Annotated in this window: 14 protein-coding genes and 1 pseudogene; 11 read left to right on the forward strand and 4 right to left on the reverse strand. The window is 65.9% G+C overall.

Going from position 1 to position 16,770, the window contains the following annotated elements:
• Positions 1-2: 2 nt before the first annotated feature.
• A complete protein-coding gene (locus P2Q66_RS21605) occupies positions 3-1,208 on the forward strand; it encodes an amidohydrolase family protein (protein WP_275731431.1) in 1,206 nt (401 codons plus the stop codon).
• 7 nt (positions 1,209-1,215) lie between these two features.
• On the opposite strand, the gene P2Q66_RS21610 is transcribed toward P2Q66_RS21605, so the two are convergent.
• Together P2Q66_RS21610 and P2Q66_RS21615 are read right to left on the reverse strand one after the other, a co-directional pair.
• Positions 1,216-2,112, reverse strand: coding sequence for a Rieske 2Fe-2S domain-containing protein (locus P2Q66_RS21610; protein ID WP_275731432.1), 897 nt, complete (start codon positions 2,110-2,112; stop codon positions 1,216-1,218).
• 101 nt (positions 2,113-2,213) lie between these two features.
• A complete protein-coding gene (locus tag P2Q66_RS21615) occupies positions 2,214-2,513 on the reverse strand; it encodes a putative quinol monooxygenase (RefSeq protein WP_275731434.1) in 300 nt (99 codons plus the stop codon).
• Between the two features lie 175 nt (positions 2,514-2,688).
• Between P2Q66_RS21615 and glgX the strand changes: the two genes are divergently transcribed.
• The gene (glgX, locus tag P2Q66_RS21620) at positions 2,689-4,875 is read left to right on the forward strand and encodes a glycogen debranching protein GlgX (protein ID WP_275731436.1); all 2,187 of its coding nucleotides are present in this window, start codon (positions 2,689-2,691) and stop codon (positions 4,873-4,875) included.
• 3 nt (positions 4,876-4,878) lie between these two features.
• Here the strand turns inward: glgX and P2Q66_RS21625 are convergent, their stop codons facing one another.
• Complete coding sequence (locus P2Q66_RS21625; protein ID WP_275731438.1) at positions 4,879-5,907, reverse strand: Lrp/AsnC family transcriptional regulator; 1,029 nt, start codon at positions 5,905-5,907, stop codon at positions 4,879-4,881.
• A 138-nt stretch (positions 5,908-6,045) separates the two neighbouring features.
• Between P2Q66_RS21625 and P2Q66_RS21630 the strand changes: the two genes are divergently transcribed.
• Together P2Q66_RS21630 and P2Q66_RS21635 are read left to right on the forward strand one after the other, a co-directional pair.
• A complete protein-coding gene (locus tag P2Q66_RS21630; protein WP_275731439.1) occupies positions 6,046-7,278 on the forward strand; it encodes a M20 family metallopeptidase in 1,233 nt (410 codons plus the stop codon).
• A gap of 70 nt (positions 7,279-7,348) precedes the next feature.
• Positions 7,349-8,638: an MFS transporter gene (locus P2Q66_RS21635; protein ID WP_079595219.1), complete on the forward strand. Its 1,290-nt coding sequence runs from the start codon at positions 7,349-7,351 to the stop codon at positions 8,636-8,638.
• A 9-nt stretch (positions 8,639-8,647) separates the two neighbouring features.
• Here P2Q66_RS21635 and P2Q66_RS21640 read toward each other — a convergent pair whose 3' ends face one another.
• Entirely contained in the window at positions 8,648-8,851 is a 204-nt protein-coding gene (locus P2Q66_RS21640; protein ID WP_275731441.1) for a hypothetical protein, read from the reverse strand.
• A gap of 513 nt (positions 8,852-9,364) precedes the next feature.
• On the opposite strand from P2Q66_RS21640, the gene P2Q66_RS21645 reads away from it, so the two are divergent.
• The 7 genes and pseudogenes from P2Q66_RS21645 to P2Q66_RS21675 form a co-directional block, all read left to right on the forward strand.
• Positions 9,365-9,877: a hypothetical protein gene (locus P2Q66_RS21645; protein ID WP_139386195.1), complete on the forward strand. Its 513-nt coding sequence runs from the start codon at positions 9,365-9,367 to the stop codon at positions 9,875-9,877.
• 253 nt (positions 9,878-10,130) lie between these two features.
• Complete coding sequence (locus P2Q66_RS21650; RefSeq protein ID WP_275731443.1) at positions 10,131-10,931, forward strand: TIM barrel protein; 801 nt, start codon at positions 10,131-10,133, stop codon at positions 10,929-10,931.
• 111 nt (positions 10,932-11,042) lie between these two features.
• Positions 11,043-11,921 (forward strand): 2-hydroxy-3-oxopropionate reductase, encoded by an 879-nt coding sequence (locus tag P2Q66_RS21655; RefSeq protein WP_275731446.1) that lies wholly within the window; start codon positions 11,043-11,045, stop codon positions 11,919-11,921.
• A gap of 200 nt (positions 11,922-12,121) precedes the next feature.
• Positions 12,122-13,912: a glyoxylate carboligase gene (gene gcl / locus P2Q66_RS21660; RefSeq protein ID WP_275731448.1), complete on the forward strand. Its 1,791-nt coding sequence runs from the start codon at positions 12,122-12,124 to the stop codon at positions 13,910-13,912.
• Positions 13,913-13,933: 21 nt separating this feature from the next.
• Positions 13,934-15,130 carry a glycerate kinase gene (locus tag P2Q66_RS21665; RefSeq protein WP_275731451.1) on the forward strand — a complete coding sequence of 399 codons (1,197 nt, stop codon included), beginning with the start codon at positions 13,934-13,936 and terminating at the stop codon, positions 15,128-15,130.
• Positions 15,123-16,466 (forward strand): allantoinase AllB, encoded by a 1,344-nt coding sequence (gene allB / locus P2Q66_RS21670; protein ID WP_079595225.1) that lies wholly within the window; start codon positions 15,123-15,125, stop codon positions 16,464-16,466. The genes P2Q66_RS21665 and allB overlap by 8 nt, the downstream gene beginning before the upstream one ends.
• Positions 16,467-16,475: 9 nt before the next feature.
• A pseudogene (locus P2Q66_RS21675) lies at positions 16,476-16,770 on the forward strand (winged helix family transcriptional regulator); the annotation flags it as partial.

A 16,770-nucleotide genomic window follows, 5' to 3' on the forward strand; every position in this document is an offset into this window, starting at 1 on the left:
CGATGGGTAACCAACTGGTACTCCGTGGCCGCGTGGTCACCGGAAGCATGGACGTGGCCGATGGTGTTGTAGCGGTCGACGGCGGCCGCATCACCTACGCGGGTCCGGCGTCCGGCTTTGCGGGGCAAGGTTCCCCTGATTCAGCTGACCGGATTCTGTTGCCCGGCCTGGTGGACCTGCACTGCCACGGCGCGCTCGGCTCGGACTTCTCGGAGGGTTCCGTCGACGGTGCCCGGTCCGCGGCGCGCTACCTGCACAGCCGGGGCACCACCTCACTGCTGGCCAGCCTGGTGACCGGGTCGCCTGAGGACTTGGTCCGGAACCTCACGGCGCTGCGGACTGTGGCAGATGAGGGCCTGATTGCCGGTTCCCATTTGGAGGGCCCCTTCCTCGCTTCGGGGCAGTGCGGCGCGCACGATCCCGCGTTGCTGCTTGAACCGGATCCGCGCCTGGTGGCCGAACTGCTGGACGCGGCCGGCGTCTCCCTGGCCTCCATGACTCTCGCGGCCGAACTTCCCGGGGCGTCCGGGCTGGCGGACCTCCTCGCAGCCCGCGGGATCATCCCCTCGCTGGGGCATACTGCCGCCGACAACAACGCTGCCGCCGATTTCCTGCAGCATGTGGCCGCCGGGCTCGCCGGTCCGGCGAATCCTACGGGGCGGCTCCGCCCGACGGTCACCCATCTGTTCAACGCCATGCCCAGCCTGCACCACCGTTCCCCCGGCCCGGTCTCGGCCAGCCTTAGTGCTGCCCGCGCCGGCAATGCCGTGGTGGAGCTGATTGCCGACGGTGTCCATCTTGCTCCGGAGACGGTCAAGCTGGTGTTCGACCTGGTGGGCGCAGAAAACATCGCCCTGGTCACGGATTCCATGGCCGCTACCGGCCTGCAGGACGGACAGTACCGGCTGGGTTCGCTGGCCGTGACGGTGGACCAGGGCGTGGCCAGGGTGGACAGCACGGGTGCCATCGCCGGTGGAACCTCCACACTGCTGGATGTTGTCCGCACCACCGTAGCTGCGGGTGTGCCGCTGCAGGATGCCGTGCTGGCGGCCAGCGGTGTTCCCGCCGAGGTCCTGGGACTGTCCTCGCAGGCAGGCGACCTGCGCGCGGGAATGCCGGCCGACGTCGTCGTGGTTGATGCGGACCTGAACCTTGCCGGTGTGCTGCGGCGGGGCGAGTGGGTCACCTCGCTGGAACGGTCCGGGTAGACGACAGCTAATCCGCGCCGGGCAGGCAGACCTCCACAAGCCCGTCAGTGATGCGGGTTTCGAAGCGCGGCTGGCGCGAGGTGGCCGGCCCGGCCTGCACCTCACCGGTCCGCAGCGAGAAGGTGCTCCGGTGCCAGGGGCAGACGACACAGGGTTCACCGCTATCACTGCCGGCCTCGGGTGCACCCTGTTTGAGTTTGCCCTCGTGCAGCGGCCCGGAGAGGTGGCTGCAGACGTCGGAGAGTACGTTGAGCGTGTCCCCCTCCCGGAAGACGAGCAGCGGCAATCCGGCAACATCGCGCTTGTGGAGCGTTCCATCGGGCAGTTCCGCAAGCGGCGCGAGGGGGTGCCAGCCGGACGGGAAGCGGTGCGGGATCTCCTCGCTGTGGTTCACTCCAGCGGCCTGCCGGTAGGTGAGGTGGCCACCCAGGAAGCCGCTGGCGCTCACTGTGGCAAGCCCGAGATACGCCAGCACCTTCCCGCTGCCCTGGCTGCCGCGGGCGCGCTGCACCAGCGACGCAATGTAGAGGCTTGTTGCAGCGATGTTGGCGCCCGCGTGGACCAGTCCCACCCTCTGCTGCTGCGGGTGCAGTTGGGACCAGTCGGTAAATCCGGCCACGGCAGACGGTACAACGCTCACGGTCCCCACCCCGATCAACAGGGTGGCAGCTTTTTCATTGCCGGGAAGCGCGTCCAGGACTGCGGCCGAGATCCAGGCGCCAATGGGCACCTGGACGGCGAGCGGGTGAACGGGGTGGCCGATGGGCACGCCGTGGAGGATGTCCCGGGCCCACCGCGGGCGGATCACCTTCTTCACGGCTTTCCGGACGCTCTTGGCCAGCGGATCAAGCCATTCGGCGTCTTCGAGTCGGGTAACAAGCTCAAGTGCAGGCAGTGGCTTCATGTGTGTCCCCTTACCCCGTTAACCGGTGTCCAGTCGTTGCCCGCGACCTTAGCCGCTGGCGCACGCGGGCAACAGGGCTGTTCCAAAGCCGGGAGCGGAGGTCAGCGGAGCGGCGATCCCAGCACCCTGAACTGGTTGCCGCCCATCTCACCGGACAGCAGGGGCATGGCTTCGGCGATCGCTGCCCGCACGCTGTCCAGCTGCAGCGAAGCCCGATGCGCTTCCGGCGATTCCCACAGCTCGCACACAAAAACGGTGTCCGGCACATCGTCATTGATGCCCACTTCGTAGAGCAGGCAACCGGCTTCCTTCAGCCCGGGCATGGGCCGGAGCAGGATGGATACGACGGCGTCCCGCTGGCCGGGCTTGGTTCCGAAGCTTCCCACATTTGCAAAAGTCATACGGACAGTCTGCAGGACGGGTACGACAGAACGCCCTTTGAACAGGACCTGGGTGGCAGGACCGGGCAGCTGCGCCGGCTCTATTGCCGTTCGCGCTTGGTTCAGTAGCCGCCCCTCCCAACAGATGTCGCACCCCTGTGGTTGGATGGTGTTCTCTTTGGGGATGGAGGCTGACATGGAAGTCTGGACGGGGAACCCCTATCCGTTGGGTGCGACGTACGACGGCAGCGGCACGAACTTCGCGTTGTTCAGCGAGGCCGCGACCGCTGTTCACCTCTGCCTGTTCGACGAGGACGGCACTGAACAGCGCATCCGGCTGGAAGCCGTGGATGGCTTCGTGTGGCACTGCTACCTTCCCCATGTCCTGCCGGGCCAGCTGTACGGCTACCGTGTGGACGGCCCCTACAATCCGGCGGAGGGCCTCCGCTGCAACCCGAACAAACTGTTGATGGACCCCTATGCGAAGGCCTTGAGCGGCGGCATTACGTGGGGCCAGCCCATGTTCTCCTACAACTTCGGCGATCCTTCGTCCTTCAACGCTGAAGACTCCGCATCCAGCACCATGCGGTCCGTGGTCATCAGCCCCTTCTTCGACTGGCAGCACGACCGCCCGCCGAAAATCCCCTACAACGACACTTTGATATATGAGGCACACGTCAAGGGCCTGACCATGACCCATCCGGAGGTGCCGGTAAAAGAACGCGGCACCTATGCGGGCATCGCGCACCCGGCGGTGATCGAGCACCTGCAGAAACTTGGCGTCACCGCCATCGAGCTGATGCCCGTTCACCAGTTCGTCCAGGACAGCGTGCTGCAGGACAAAGGCCGCAGCAACTACTGGGGCTACAACACCATCGGCTTCTTCGCCCCGCACGAAAGCTACAGTTCGAGCACCAGGCCGGGGCAGCAGGTGCAGGAGTTCAAGGCAATGGTCCGCTCCCTGCACGCCGCGGGCATCGAGGTGATCCTCGACGTCGTCTACAACCACACCGCCGAGGGGAACCACCTGGGTCCCACCCTGTCCTTCAAGGGCATCGACAACGAGGCGTATTACCGGCTGGTGGACCACGACAAGCAGCACTACCTGGACTACACGGGCACCGGCAACACCATCAATGTCCGGCACCCGCACGCCCTCCAGCTGCTGATGGACTCGCTGCGGTACTGGGTGCTGGAGATGCATGTGGACGGTTTCCGCTTTGACCTCGCCTCGGCACTGGCACGGGAGTTTTATGAGGTGGACCGGCTGTCGAGCTTCTTCGACCTGGTTCAGCAGGACCCCGTGGTGTCGCAGGTGAAGCTGATTGCCGAGCCCTGGGACGTCGGCCCGGGCGGCTACCAGGTGGGCAACTTCCCGCCGCTGTGGACGGAGTGGAACGGAAAGTACCGCGACGCCGTCCGCGACTTCTGGCGTGGCGCCCCCGCCACCCTGGGCGAGTTCGCGTCCCGGCTTGCCGGCTCCTCGGACCTCTACGAAAGTTCAGGCCGGCGGCCGGTGGCCTCCATCAACTTCGTCACTGCCCATGACGGCTTCACCCTGCGCGACCTGGTTTCCTACAACGCCAAGCACAACGAGGCCAACGGCGAAAACAACAACGACGGCGAATCCCACAACCGTTCCTGGAACTGCGGCGCCGAAGGCCCCACCACGGACCAGGGCATCCTGGCGCTGCGGGCACGGCAGCAGCGCAACCTGCTGGCCACGCTCCTCCTCTCCCAGGGAGTGCCCATGGTGCTCCATGGTGACGAACTCGGCCGCACGCAGCAGGGAAACAACAACGCCTACTGCCAGGACTCACCGCTGTCCTGGATCAACTGGGACACCGCGGACCAGCCCCTGACGGAATTCCTCGCCGCCGTCACCACCCTCCGCAGGGAGCACCCAACCTTCCGCCGCAACAGGTTTTTCCAGGGCAGGCCCGTGCGGCGCAGCCTGGGGCAGCCCCTTCCGGACATCGTCTGGCTCAACACGGATGCGTCCGAGATGGTTCCCGAGGACTGGGGCAACCCCCTCGCCAGGGCCCTCGGAGTGTTCTACAACGGTGAGGCAGTGGGCAAGGACCACCGAGGCCGGGTCATCCACGACCACAACTTCCTGCTCTTCTGCAATTCCGGCGACGACCCCGTGGACTTCACCCTGCCCAGTGCGGAGTACTCGCCCGCCTGGGAGCAACTGATCGACACCGCGGGTGAACATGCGGACCAAGGTTTCCTCGAGGCCAACGGCACCGTGAAACTGGCCGGCAAGTCCCTGCTGGTCCTCCGGGCGTACGCCAAGCCACCGGAAAAACCGGACCACTCCGTGGCGGCCTCCCTTGCCCTGCTGGCAGCACCGGAAGCAGGAGGGTTGCGGACGTCCTGAGCGTCAGTCCGCGGCGTTGAGCGCGCCGGTCTGAACCACGACGGCGCCACTCGCCGTCGTGTCTCCGTTCAGCATCCAGCCCACTCGCTTGACCGTCCGCAGCATCACCACGCTCTCCACCAGCTCCATGCCCGGGACCTTTTGCTGCAGGGCGAGTTCTGCCGTCATCACGTCTGCGAGGGACTGCAGCCACATAATGATCACGAAGTTGGTGGGCCCCGTGGTGGAGGCACTCAGCCGGACGTTGCTGATGGTGCGGATGGCAGCAGCCGCTTCCTCATGCCGGCCTGCGGGGACGTTGGCGAACCACTGGCACGTGACCGGGTAGGAAGAGTAGCCCTGGGCAATTTCGCACCGGAACAACAGAATTCCGCTGGCCAGCACCCGGTTGAGCTGCCGCTGCACCGTAGCCGGGTGCCGCCCCAAATCCCGCGCGATCTCGGCCGCGGTTGCCCTGCCGTCCCGGGCCAGGAACGGCAGCAGGTCCAGGTGGCTTTCGGGGAGTTGCCCCGCCACAGCCTGTTTTCCGTCCGACGTGCCCGGCTGACCCAGCGTCCGCAGGGTCGCCAGCTGCGCCCGGCTCAAAATGTTGAGCCGCCACTCATCGGCGCTGGTGTGGAGCCGGGTGCACAGTGCCGTCTGGTACTTGGTGAGCCCTTCGATGGTTTTCAGCTGGGCAATCACCTTCGTGCTGAACTCCTCCAGCGACCTGGTGATCACGGTCAGCATGAGGTCCCGGTTGCTCGCCGCCTCTTCCACGGTGATGATCTCCGGGATGGCGGCCAGCTGGGCAGTGACACGGTCCCGCAGGTTCATGTCGCAGTCCACGGCCACAAAGGCGAGCAGCATCTGTTGCGGATCACCCGCCAGATGCGCGGTCACCCAGGCCGCGCCGCCGGACTTCAGCCGTTCCCACCGTGCCGCCAGCGTGGTGGCATGGACGCCGAGGACCTTTGCGGCGTCGGCCCAGCCCAGCCTGGGAGAGGTTTGCAGGACCTGGATCAGGGCCAGGTCTTCCTCGCTCAATTCCACGCTTAGTCCTGCTCCTCTTCTGCACGAATCCTGCCTGCAGAAAGCAGAGCCTGCATAATTTCTGCGCTTTCAGGGATTGTGAACCACACCACTTCACAATAGTCCACAAGCCGGAAAGCCAATGCCAAGGAGTTATTCGTGACGATTACCGCCGACGCCCGCGACCTGCAGGACGACCTCATCCGCCTGCGCCACGACCTGCACCGGCAGCCGGAAATCGGCCTGGAACTTCCCCGCACGCAGGAGCGTGTCCTGCAGGCCTTGGACGGCCTGCCCTTCGAGATCACGCTGGGCAAGGAAACGACGTCGGTCACCGCCGTGCTGCGCGGAGGCACCGGCTCAGCCGCGAATGAAAAAGGGAAGCAGCGGCCGGCGGTGCTCCTCCGTGCGGACATGGACGGCCTTCCCGTCCAGGAGAAGACCGGTGTTGACTACACGTCCAGGACCGACGGCGCCATGCACGCCTGCGGCCACGACCTACACACGTCCATGCTCGCCGGAGCCGCCACCCTCCTGGCCGAGAAACGGCACCAGCTGGCGGGCGACGTCGTCCTGATGTTCCAGCCCGGCGAGGAAGGGTTCGACGGCGCCAGCTACATGCTCCGCGAAGGTGTCCTGGACGCAGCCGGAACCCGCGTCCAGGCTGCCTACGGCATGCATGTGTTCTCCTCGCTCGAGCCGCACGGCACCTTCTGCACCAAACCGGGCGTTATGCTCAGCGCCTCTGACGGACTTGAGGTCACCATCCTCGGCGCCGGGGGCCACGGTTCCGCCCCCCATGCGGCCAAGGATCCGGTGACAGTCGCCGCCGAGATGGTGACCGCCCTGCAGGTGATGGTCACCCGGCAGTTCAACATGTTCGATCCCGTGGTCCTGTCCGTGGGCGTACTCCACGCCGGCACAAAGCGGAACGTCATCCCCGAATCGGCCCGTATCGAGGCCACCGTCCGGACCTTCTCCGAGGCCTCGCGGCAGAAAATGATGGAGGCCGTCCCGCGCCTGCTCAAAGGCATTGCGGCTGCGCACGGGGTTGAGGTCCACGTGGACTACCAGCAGGAGTACCCCCTCACCATCACGGATGAGGACGAAACGCACACGGCGGAGAAGGTCATCTCCACGCTTTTCGGCGAAAGCCGCCTCTCACGCTGGGCAACCCCACTCAGCGGTTCCGAGGACTTCTCCCGGGTGCTGGCCGAGGTCCCCGGCACGTTCGTGGGCCTCAGCGCCGTTGCTCCGGGCGGCGACCCTGCCACCTCCCCTTTCAACCATTCCCCCTACGCCACGTTCGACGACGGCGTGCTGGCTGACGGAGCCGCGCTCTATGCCCAGCTCGCCATCACGCGGCTTGCCGCACTTTCAACAGCGTCGTAACCGCCGGCAGCAGCGCCGCTGCCCGGCATCCCACTCCAAGCATCTTCGAACCGACCACCAGGAAGTCATCATGTCCATCACAGCGCACAAGCAGCAGGCTGGACGCACGTCCACCGCGAAGACCATCGTCGGAACAGGCATCGGCAACGCCGTTGAATGGTACGACTGGGCCATCTACGCCACCTTCACGCCGTTCATCGCCAGCCAGCTCTTCAGCAAGGCGGACCCCGCGTCGGCCGTCCTGTCCACCCTGGCGATCTTCGCCGTCGGCTTCGTGGCACGGCCCTTCGGCGGCTTCCTCTTTGGCTGGATCGGCGACCGGGTGGGCCGCAAGACATCCATGACGCTCGCCGTCGGCCTGGCATCGCTGGGCAGCCTCATGATCGGCATCGCACCCACATTCGCCAGCGTCGGCGCCTGGGCCTCGCTCATGCTGCTGGTGGCGCGGCTCGTCCAGGGCCTGGCGCACGGCGGTGAGCTGCCGTCATCCCAGACGTACCTTTCCGAGATGGCTCCGAAGGAGCACCGGGGATTCTGGGCCACGCTGATCTACACCTCGGGAACCGTGGGGATCCTGTTCGGCACGCTGCTGGGCGCAGTGCTGAACATGGCGCTGACCACCGAGGCAATGAACGAGTGGGGCTGGCGCATCCCGTTCCTGCTGGGCGCCGCGATGGGCCTCTACGCGCTGATCATGCGGTCGCGGCTGCATGAAACCGAGGCATTCGAGGGCGAAACCACCTCTCAGAAGCGGGCGCCCATCTGGCCGCAGATCGTCCGCCACCGCAAGCAGGCCCTGCAGGTCATCGGGCTGACGGTAGGCCTCACGGTCATCTACTACATCTGGGGCGTGGTGGCACCCAGCTACGCCACCACCGCGCTGAAGATCGACCGCGGCGAAGCTCTGTGGGCCGGCGTAATCGCCAATGTCGTGTTCATCGCCGCGCTGCCGGTGTGGGGCAAGCTCTCAGACCGGATTGGACGCAAGAAGGTGCTGTGGTCCGGCGCGATCGGCTCCGCGGTGATGCACTTCCCCATGACCTGGCTCCTGAAGGACTCGGCCTGGCAGCTGGCCGTAGGCATGTCCGTCATGCTGGTCTTCATCGCCGCGAGCGCCGCTATTGTCCCGGCCGTCTACGCCGAGCTGTTCCCCACGTCCATCCGCACCGTCGGCGTCGGCGTGCCGTACTCCATCTGTGTGGCCGCTTTCGGCGGGACCGCCCCGTACCTGCAGCAGTGGCTGGGGACGACCCTGGGCGCGCCACAGGTGTTCAACGTGTACGCGGTGGTGCTGCTGGCCATCAGCGCAGCGTTTGTCTTCACCATCCCTGAGACGAAGGGCAAGGACCTTACGCACTAGCTCCTTCCCTCAGGCAGCGTCACCATTCGCTGCACACAGGAACGAGGCCAGAACCTTTGCCTCGGTGGGCGTCAGGAAGAGTTCAAAGGGCTTGATCTGGCCAGCGACTTCGAGGGTGAGCCTGAAGCCCTCCGACCCCACGCTGGGGCGGGCAAACCAGTTCTCCAGGATCTGCGGCATGTCCTGGCCTATCAGGATGGAGCACCCCTCCATGTCCCAAGGGGAGCCGGATTCGATCAGTGCCTGGTGTTCACCACAAATGTGGGCCCGGCGATGAGTGGCAGCCGGGTGGCTTCCCGCAGTGAAGGCGGAGCCGGGATTCGTACACCGAAGCACTGAACAAGTAACCATGCACCTGACGGTAGCGAGTGGAGATTGGGGGAATCCTGTGTGGTCCACTTGGAATTTCCTTGGAGCCAAACGGCACGGCGCTTACTCCTGCTGCAACTGGAAAACCAGAGGGTTTTTCCCCCTAAAATGCGGGGTTTAAAAGGGTAGGCGCGGCCCTAGCGCAGCGCCAAAATCCGGGTGCAGGATTGAACGTACCGGATCACAAACACTCAGACGGATCCGACGTTAAGCCCCCCGCCTCGGACGGGGCCGCTGATTAAAAAAATGGGACGGGCAGGCTGCGGCCGTCACGCTGATCAACCACGAGCTTGTTCAGCCGCGTCGGCCTCAACCTGTCCAAAAATGGTGAATCGCATCCTTACAGGAGCACAAAAAATGTCCATCACTCCAACTATGAAAACCCGTTCAACCCGGGCAAAGATCGCCCTGGTTCCGGTCCTTTCATTCGGTCTGCTCGCGGGTGCCGCGGCTGTCGCCGCCCCGGCTGCAGCCCATGACGACCGCGACCGCGACCACCGACACGGCTGCAACGTCCAACCTTTGAAACCGACCGATGCACGCGGCGATTGGGTGAACTTCCCGATCAGCGTGAAATGCGATGACGGAAGAAAGGTCGTCCACATCCAGCAGAAGCGCTATGAAAAGGATCGCGGTCGCGACACAAGGCTGCACGATGGCAACCACGACGCATTCCACATCTATGTGCACCGCGCCGACCGCAAGGAGGTCAAAGACAGGTACGACCAGGTGAGCCGTAGGCTTGACCGCCGTGGCCCGGAAGAGGTTTACCACGAGATCAGGTTCGCTGTGGATAAAGGACATGGCCGGCTTGAGTGGTCCGGATGGGTAAAGAGCGAGACATTGACGGGCGTCAACTCGCATCATTAGTGAATAGAAGGACCCTCATACGGGAGCCAGGGGCACAAGCCCCTGGCTCCTTATTTGTGCCACGGTTCGTCTTTGTAACGAGGTTCGTCATTGGTTGGAGGACGGCCTGGGGTTGGAACGCCCCCTTGACTCGCCGCCCCACCCTTCCCTACACTTTTCATAAAGCAGAATCTAAATTCCACAAAGCGGAAACCGTTGAAGGGCCGGGGAAGCGCGGGAAGATAGATCAAAGCCCTCCCCGGAAGGACCTACGATGACGTACACAGTGAACTGCTCCATCCTCCTCACGGAGCTGCCCCTGCTTGAGCGCCCGGCAGCCGCAAAGGCAGCGGGTTTTGACGCTGTCGAGTTCTGGTGGCCGTTTGAGTCCTCCGTTCCCGCCGACGCCCAGGTCACCGCATTCGAGAACGCCATCAAGGACGCCGGTGTTCAGCTGACAGGCCTGAACTTCAACGCCGGCAACATGCCCGGAGGTGACCGCGGCCTGGTTTCCTGGAAGGGACGCTGCTCCGAATTCAAGGACAACATCGACGTCGTGGCCGGCATCGGCGAGCGCCTGGGCTGCAAGGCCTTCAACGCCCTCTACGGCAACCGGCAGGACGAATTCAGCCCCGAAGAGCAGGACGAGCTGGCCGCCAGGAACCTGGCAGCTGCAGCAGAAGGCGTCGCCCGCATCGGCGGCACCGTCCTCCTCGAACCCGTCAGCGGCGCACCCAAGTATCCGCTCCTCACCGCTGACGACGCACTCAAGGTCATCGCCCGCGTCAAGGCCGAGTCAGGCGCCACCAACGTCAAGCTCCTCGCCGACTTCTACCACCTGGCAGTCAACGGCGACGACGTCGAGTCCGTCATCCAAAACCACGCCAAGGACTTCGGCCACATCCAGATCGCCGACAACCCCGGCCGCGGCGCACCCGGCACCGGAGAGCTTCCCCTCGGCGAGTGGATCGCCCGCAGCCGCGAACTCGGCTACGACGGCTACATCGGCCTCGAATACAAGGAACCGCAGGAAACGGCCTTCAGCTGGGCAATCCGCCAGCGCGTCAGCCAGTAATCCCCACCCCGCCCAACTGAGTAGCAGTAGATGTCGTTTAGAGCCCTCAAAACGACATCTACTGCGACCTAGTTGGGTAACCCCACACAGACTTCAGAAAAGAGAACCATCATGAGCAACGTTGCAGTCATCGGACTCGGAATCATGGGCCTGCCCATGGCCATCAACCTGGTCAAGGCCGGCCACACCGTCACCGGCTTCAACCGCAGCCAGGACAAGATCGACAAGCTGGTCTCCGAAGGCGGCAAGGGCGCCACGAGCATCACCGACGCCGTGAAGGACGCCGACGTCGTCATCACCATGGTGCCGGACTCCCCCGACGTTGAGGGCGTGGTCAGCGGCAAGGACGGCGTCTTCGCCAACGCCAAGAAAGGCACGCTCTGGATCGATGCCTCCAGCATCCGCCCCGACGTCGCCAAGCGGCTCAGCGACGACGCCCGCGAAGCCGGCATCCGCCCCCTCGACGCACCGGTCTCCGGCGGCGAACAGGGCGCCATCGACGCCGTCCTCTCCATCATGGTGGGCGGCGAGAAGGAAGACTTCGACGCAGCGTCGGACGTCCTGAACGCCGTCGGCAAAACCATCGTCCACGTCGGCCCCTCCGGCTCCGGCCAGACCGTCAAGGCAGCCAACCAGCTGATCGTCGCCGTCAACATCCAGGTCCTCGGCGAGGCCATCGCCTTCCTCGAGGCCTACGGCGTGGACACCGACGCCGCCCTCAAGGTCCTCGGCGGCGGCCTTGCCGGCTCCAAGGTCCTGGACCAGAAGGGCCAGAAGATGCTGGACCGCAACTTCGACCCCGGCTTCCGCCTCGCCCTGCACCACAAGGACCTGGGCATCGTCACCTCCGCCGCCCGTGAAGCCAACGTCGCCGTCCCCCTCGGCGCCGTCGTCGCACAGCTCGTCGCCGCCACCGTCAACCAGGGCGACGGCGCACTGGACCACTCCGGACTCTTCAAGCAGGTCCTGCAGCTCTCCGGCCGCGAGTAGGTTTCGACAAGCTCAGCCCCCAGTGCCCCCTCCCAAAAGGGGGCACATTGACACGGACACGCCGGCCGCCGTCGTAAATTACGACGCCGACTCCCCCAAAGTGCCCCGCGACGGCTCGCCGGGCTACTTCAGCACACCCAAAAACAGGTTTCAGCAGGCTCAACCACCGGGCCCAACCAAAAGCTTTCAAGGAGCACACCATGAGCAAGATGCGTACCGTTGATGCAGCGGTTGCCATCCTGGAAAAGGAAGGCGCCATCGAGGCGTTCGGCCTGCCAGGCGCGGCAATCAACCCCTTCTACTCCGCCATGCGGGAACACGGCGGCATCCGCCACACCTTGGCCCGCCACGTTGAAGGCGCCAGCCACATGGCTGATGGCTTCAGCCGCGCCAAGGACGGCAACATCGGCATCTGCATCGGCACCTCCGGCCCCGCCGGCACCGACATGATCACCGGCCTCTACGCCGCCTGGGCAGATTCCATCCCCATGCTCTGCATCACCGGCCAGGCCCCGGTTGCCAAGCTGCACAAGGAAGACTTCCAGGCCGTGGACATCGAGTCCATCGCCAAGCCCGTCACCAAGATGGCCATGACCATCCTGGAGCCCGGCCAGGTTCCCGGCGCGTTCCAGAAGGCCTTTCAGCTGATGCGCTCCGGCCGCCCCGGCCCGGTCCTGCTGGACCTGCCCATCGACGTGCAGCTGGCCGAGATCGAATTCGACATCGACACCTACGAGCCGCTGCCCATCGAAAAGCCCAAGGCCTCCCGCAAGCAGTTGGAAAAGGCCCTGGACATGCTGACCGCAGCAAGCCACCCGCTGATCGTGGCCGGCGGCGGCATCATCAACGCCGGCGCGTCCGCGCAGCTGGTGGAACTGGCCGAGATCCTCAACGTTCCGGTGATCCCCACGCTGATGGGCTGGGGCACCATCCCGGACGACCACCAGCTCATGGCCGGCATGGTGGGCCTGCAGACCTCGCACCGCTACGGCAACGAGAACTACCTGCAGAGCGACTTCGTGATCGGCATCGGCAACCGCTGGGCCAACCGCCACACCGGCGGCCTGGAGACCTACACGGCAGGCCGGAAGTTCGTGCACATCGACATCGAGCCCACGCAGATCGGCCGCGTGTTCTCGCCGGACCTGGGCATCGCGTCCGACGCCGGCGCGGCGCTGGCCGGGCTGGTTGAGCTCGCCAGGGAGCGCAAGGCGGCAGGGTCCCTGCCGGACTACAGCGCCTGGGTTGCCGAATGCCAGGACCGCAAGGCCTCCCTGCACCGCAAGACCCACTTCGAGAACATCCCCATCAAGCCGCAGCGCGTGTACGAGGAGATGAACAAGTCCTTCGGCCGTGACACCATCTACGTGTCCACCATCGGCCTGTCGCAGATCGCCGGCGCCCAGATGCTGCACGTGTTCGGTCCGCGCAAGTGGATCAACGCCGGCCAGGCCGGCCCCCTGGGCTGGACCGCCCCGGCAGCGCTCGGCGTTGTGCGCGGCAAGCCGGACGAGACCGTGGTTGCCCTCTCCGGCGACTACGACTTCCAGTTCATGATCGAGGAACTGGCCGTGGGTGCCCAGTTCAACCTCCCGTACATCCACGTGGTGGTGAACAACTCCTACCTGGGCCTGATCCGCCAGTCGCAGCGCGGCTTCAAGATGGAGCAGAACGTGTCCCTGGCGTTCGAAAACGTCAACAGCGCGGACTTGTCCGAAACCGCACGCGGGTACGGCGTGGACCACCTGAAGGTGGCCGAGGGACTGGGCTGCAAGGCCGTGCGCGTGGAGGACCCCAACGACCTCGCTGCCGCGTTCGACAAGGCCAAGGCGCTGATGGGCGAGTTCCAGGTTCCCGTGGTGGTTGAAGTGATCCTGGAAAAGATCACCAACATCTCCATGGGTGTGGAAATCAACGCCGTGAACGAGTTCGAGGAACTGGCTGAGACGGCCGCCGACTCCCCCACCGCCATCCTGGCCCTGCAGGCCTAGACCAGAAAAGACAGCACTGCCATGCGCATCGTCATTGCCCCGGACAAGTTCAAGGGATCGCTCTCCGCCCCGGACGTCTGCACGCACCTGGAAAAGGGACTGCAGCGTGGCGCCGGCGGCAACCTTGACGTCGTCCGGATTCCGGTGGCCGACGGCGGCGAGGGCACCCTCGACGCCGCCGTCGGCTCCGGCTTCACCCGCCGCACGGCAACGGTGAGCGGCCCCACCGGCCAGCCGGTGCGCGCGGACTTCGCCGTCCGGGACCACGAGGCCGTCATCGAGATGGCCACCGCCTCCGGGCTGGCGCTGGTGCCACAGGTGGCCCGCGGCGGAAAGCCAACGTCCGCGGATGCCACGACGGCCAGCAGCCTGGGCACCGGCCAGCTGATCCGCGCTGCCCTGGACGCCGGTTGCCGCCGGATCGTGTTGGGCGTGGGCGGCAGTGCGAACACCGACGGCGGTGCGGGGCTCCTGCAGGGGCTCGGCGCACGGTTCCTGGACGCAAGGAACAACGAACTGCCGCCGGGCGGTGCTGCGCTGGCAAACCTGCACAGCATCGACTTCACCCACTTTGAACCCCGTCTGGTGGACACACGCTTTGTGCTGGCGTCCGACGTCGACAATCCCCTGCTGGGCGCCCAGGGCGCCGCGGCGGTTTTCGGCCCGCAGAAGGGCGCCACACAACAGGACGTCGACATGATCGACGCCGCCCTGGCCAGGTTTGTCGAAGTCCTGGCCAGGGAAATCGGATTCCGCGCCGTCAAGGCAGCGGAGGCTCCCGGTGCCGGGGCGGCCGGCGGGGTTGGCTTCGCAGCCATCGCCGCCCTGGCCGCCACCCGGCGCCCGGGAATCGACGTGGTCCTCGGATTCACGGGACTCGCCGAACGCCTGGCCGGAGCCGACCTGGTGATTACCGGGGAAGGCAGCCTGGACGAGCAGAGCCTGCTGGGCAAGACCCCCATGGGTGTGGCCCGGGCAGCCGCCGCGCAGGGCGTTCCGGTCATCGCCGTCTGCGGCCGCACCACGCTGGCGGAAGAGCAGGCGGTCGCCGCCGGGTTCGAGGAGATTTACGCTTTGACAGAGCTCGAAAGCAATGTAGACAGGTGCATAGCAGAGGCCGGACAGCTTCTGGAGCAGCTGGGCACCCAGATCAGCGGGAGGTTGGCGGCCGAAAGGCCCGCCCGCACCGCAAGTACCAAGGAGGACCTCCATGTCTGAAGACCGTTACGACCTGGTCATCCGGGGCCGGCGCATCATGACCACCGCCGGAATCGCCCCGCGCGAGGTGGGCGTCCGCGGCGGCAAGATCGTTGCGCTCGAGCCGCTGGGCAACGGCCTGGCCGGCACCGAAATCATCGAACTCGCCGACGACGAAACCCTGCTTCCCGGCCTGGTGGACACCCACGTCCACGTCAACGAGCCCGGCCGCACCGAGTGGGAGGGCTTCGCCTCCGCCACCCGCGCCGCCGCAGCCGGCGGCGTCACCACCATCATCGACATGCCGCTGAACTCCGTGCCGCCCACCACCACGGTGGAGAACCTCAAACTCAAGCGTGAGGTGGCTGAGGACCAGGCGTTCATCGACGTCGGGTTCTGGGGCGGCGCCATCCCCGGCAACAAGGCCGACCTGCGCCCCCTGCACGACGACGGCGTGTTCGGCTTCAAGTGCTTCCTCCTGCACTCGGGCGTGGACGAGTTCCCGCACCTGGACGCGGACGAGATGGAGGAGGACATGGCCGAGCTGAAGTCCTTCGATTCCCTCATGATCGTCCACGCCGAGGACTCGCACGCCATCGACCGCGCACCCCACCCCGGCGGCGACCACTACTCCACGTTCCTGGCCTCCCGCCCGCGCGGCGCCGAGAACAAGGCCATCGCCGAGGTCATCGAACGGGCCCGCTGGACCGGTGCGCGTGCGCACATCCTGCACCTGTCGTCGTCGGACGCGCTGCCCATGATCGCCTCCGCCAAGCGCGACGGCGTCAAGCTCACCGTGGAGACGTGCCCGCACTACCTGACGCTGATGGCCGAGGAAATCCCCGACGGCGCCACCGCGTACAAGTGCTGCCCGCCCATCCGCGAGGCCTCCAACCGGGAGCTGCTGTGGCAGGGCCTGCAGGACGGCACCATCGACTGCATCGTTTCGGACCACTCCCCCTCCACGCTGGACCTGAAGGACCTGGAAAACGGTGACTTCGCCGTGGCCTGGGGCGGGGTCTCCTCGCTGCAGCTGGGCCTGTCCCTGATCTGGAGCGAAGCCCGGCACCGCGGCATCCCGCTGGAGCAGGTTGTCAGCTGGATGGCGGAAAAGCCCGCCAACCTGGCCCGGCTCACCAACAAGGGCCAGCTGGCGCTGGGCTACGACGCCGACTTCGCGGTGTTCGCGCCGGATGAGGCCTTCGTGGTGGACGTCTCCAAGCTCAAGCACAAGAACCCCATCACCCCGTACGACGGCAAGGCGCTCTCCGGAGTGGTCCGCAAGACGTTCCTGCGCGGCGCCGTGGTGGACGGCCAGACCCCCACGGGCAAGCTGATCCGCCGCGGCGGAGTGTAAGGACGCGCCATGGCAGTGGAAGTCCACCATCCGCGGACGGCTTACCGTCCGCGGCTGGCCCAGCCCAAAGCTGCCGCCCGCGGCCTCGCCGTGTGGGTGGTTCCCGGGGAGGGCACCAGCCCGGAACTCCTTGCCCGCGCCGCCCAACTGGTCCTTGCCAGGGCCCTGCAGACTGCTCCGGAGACGGAAGTCCATTGGCCTGCTGCCGGAGCTCCCACGTCCGGGGTCTCCGCCTCGGCGGAAGGAGCCGCAGACGACTCCTCTCAGCCTTCCTCCGCAGCGGAGAACCCCAGCGCCGCCTCTC

The sequence above is a fragment of the Arthrobacter sp. Cr_A7 genome (assembly GCF_029222765.1).
GTDB lineage: Bacteria > Actinomycetota > Actinomycetes > Actinomycetales > Micrococcaceae > Arthrobacter.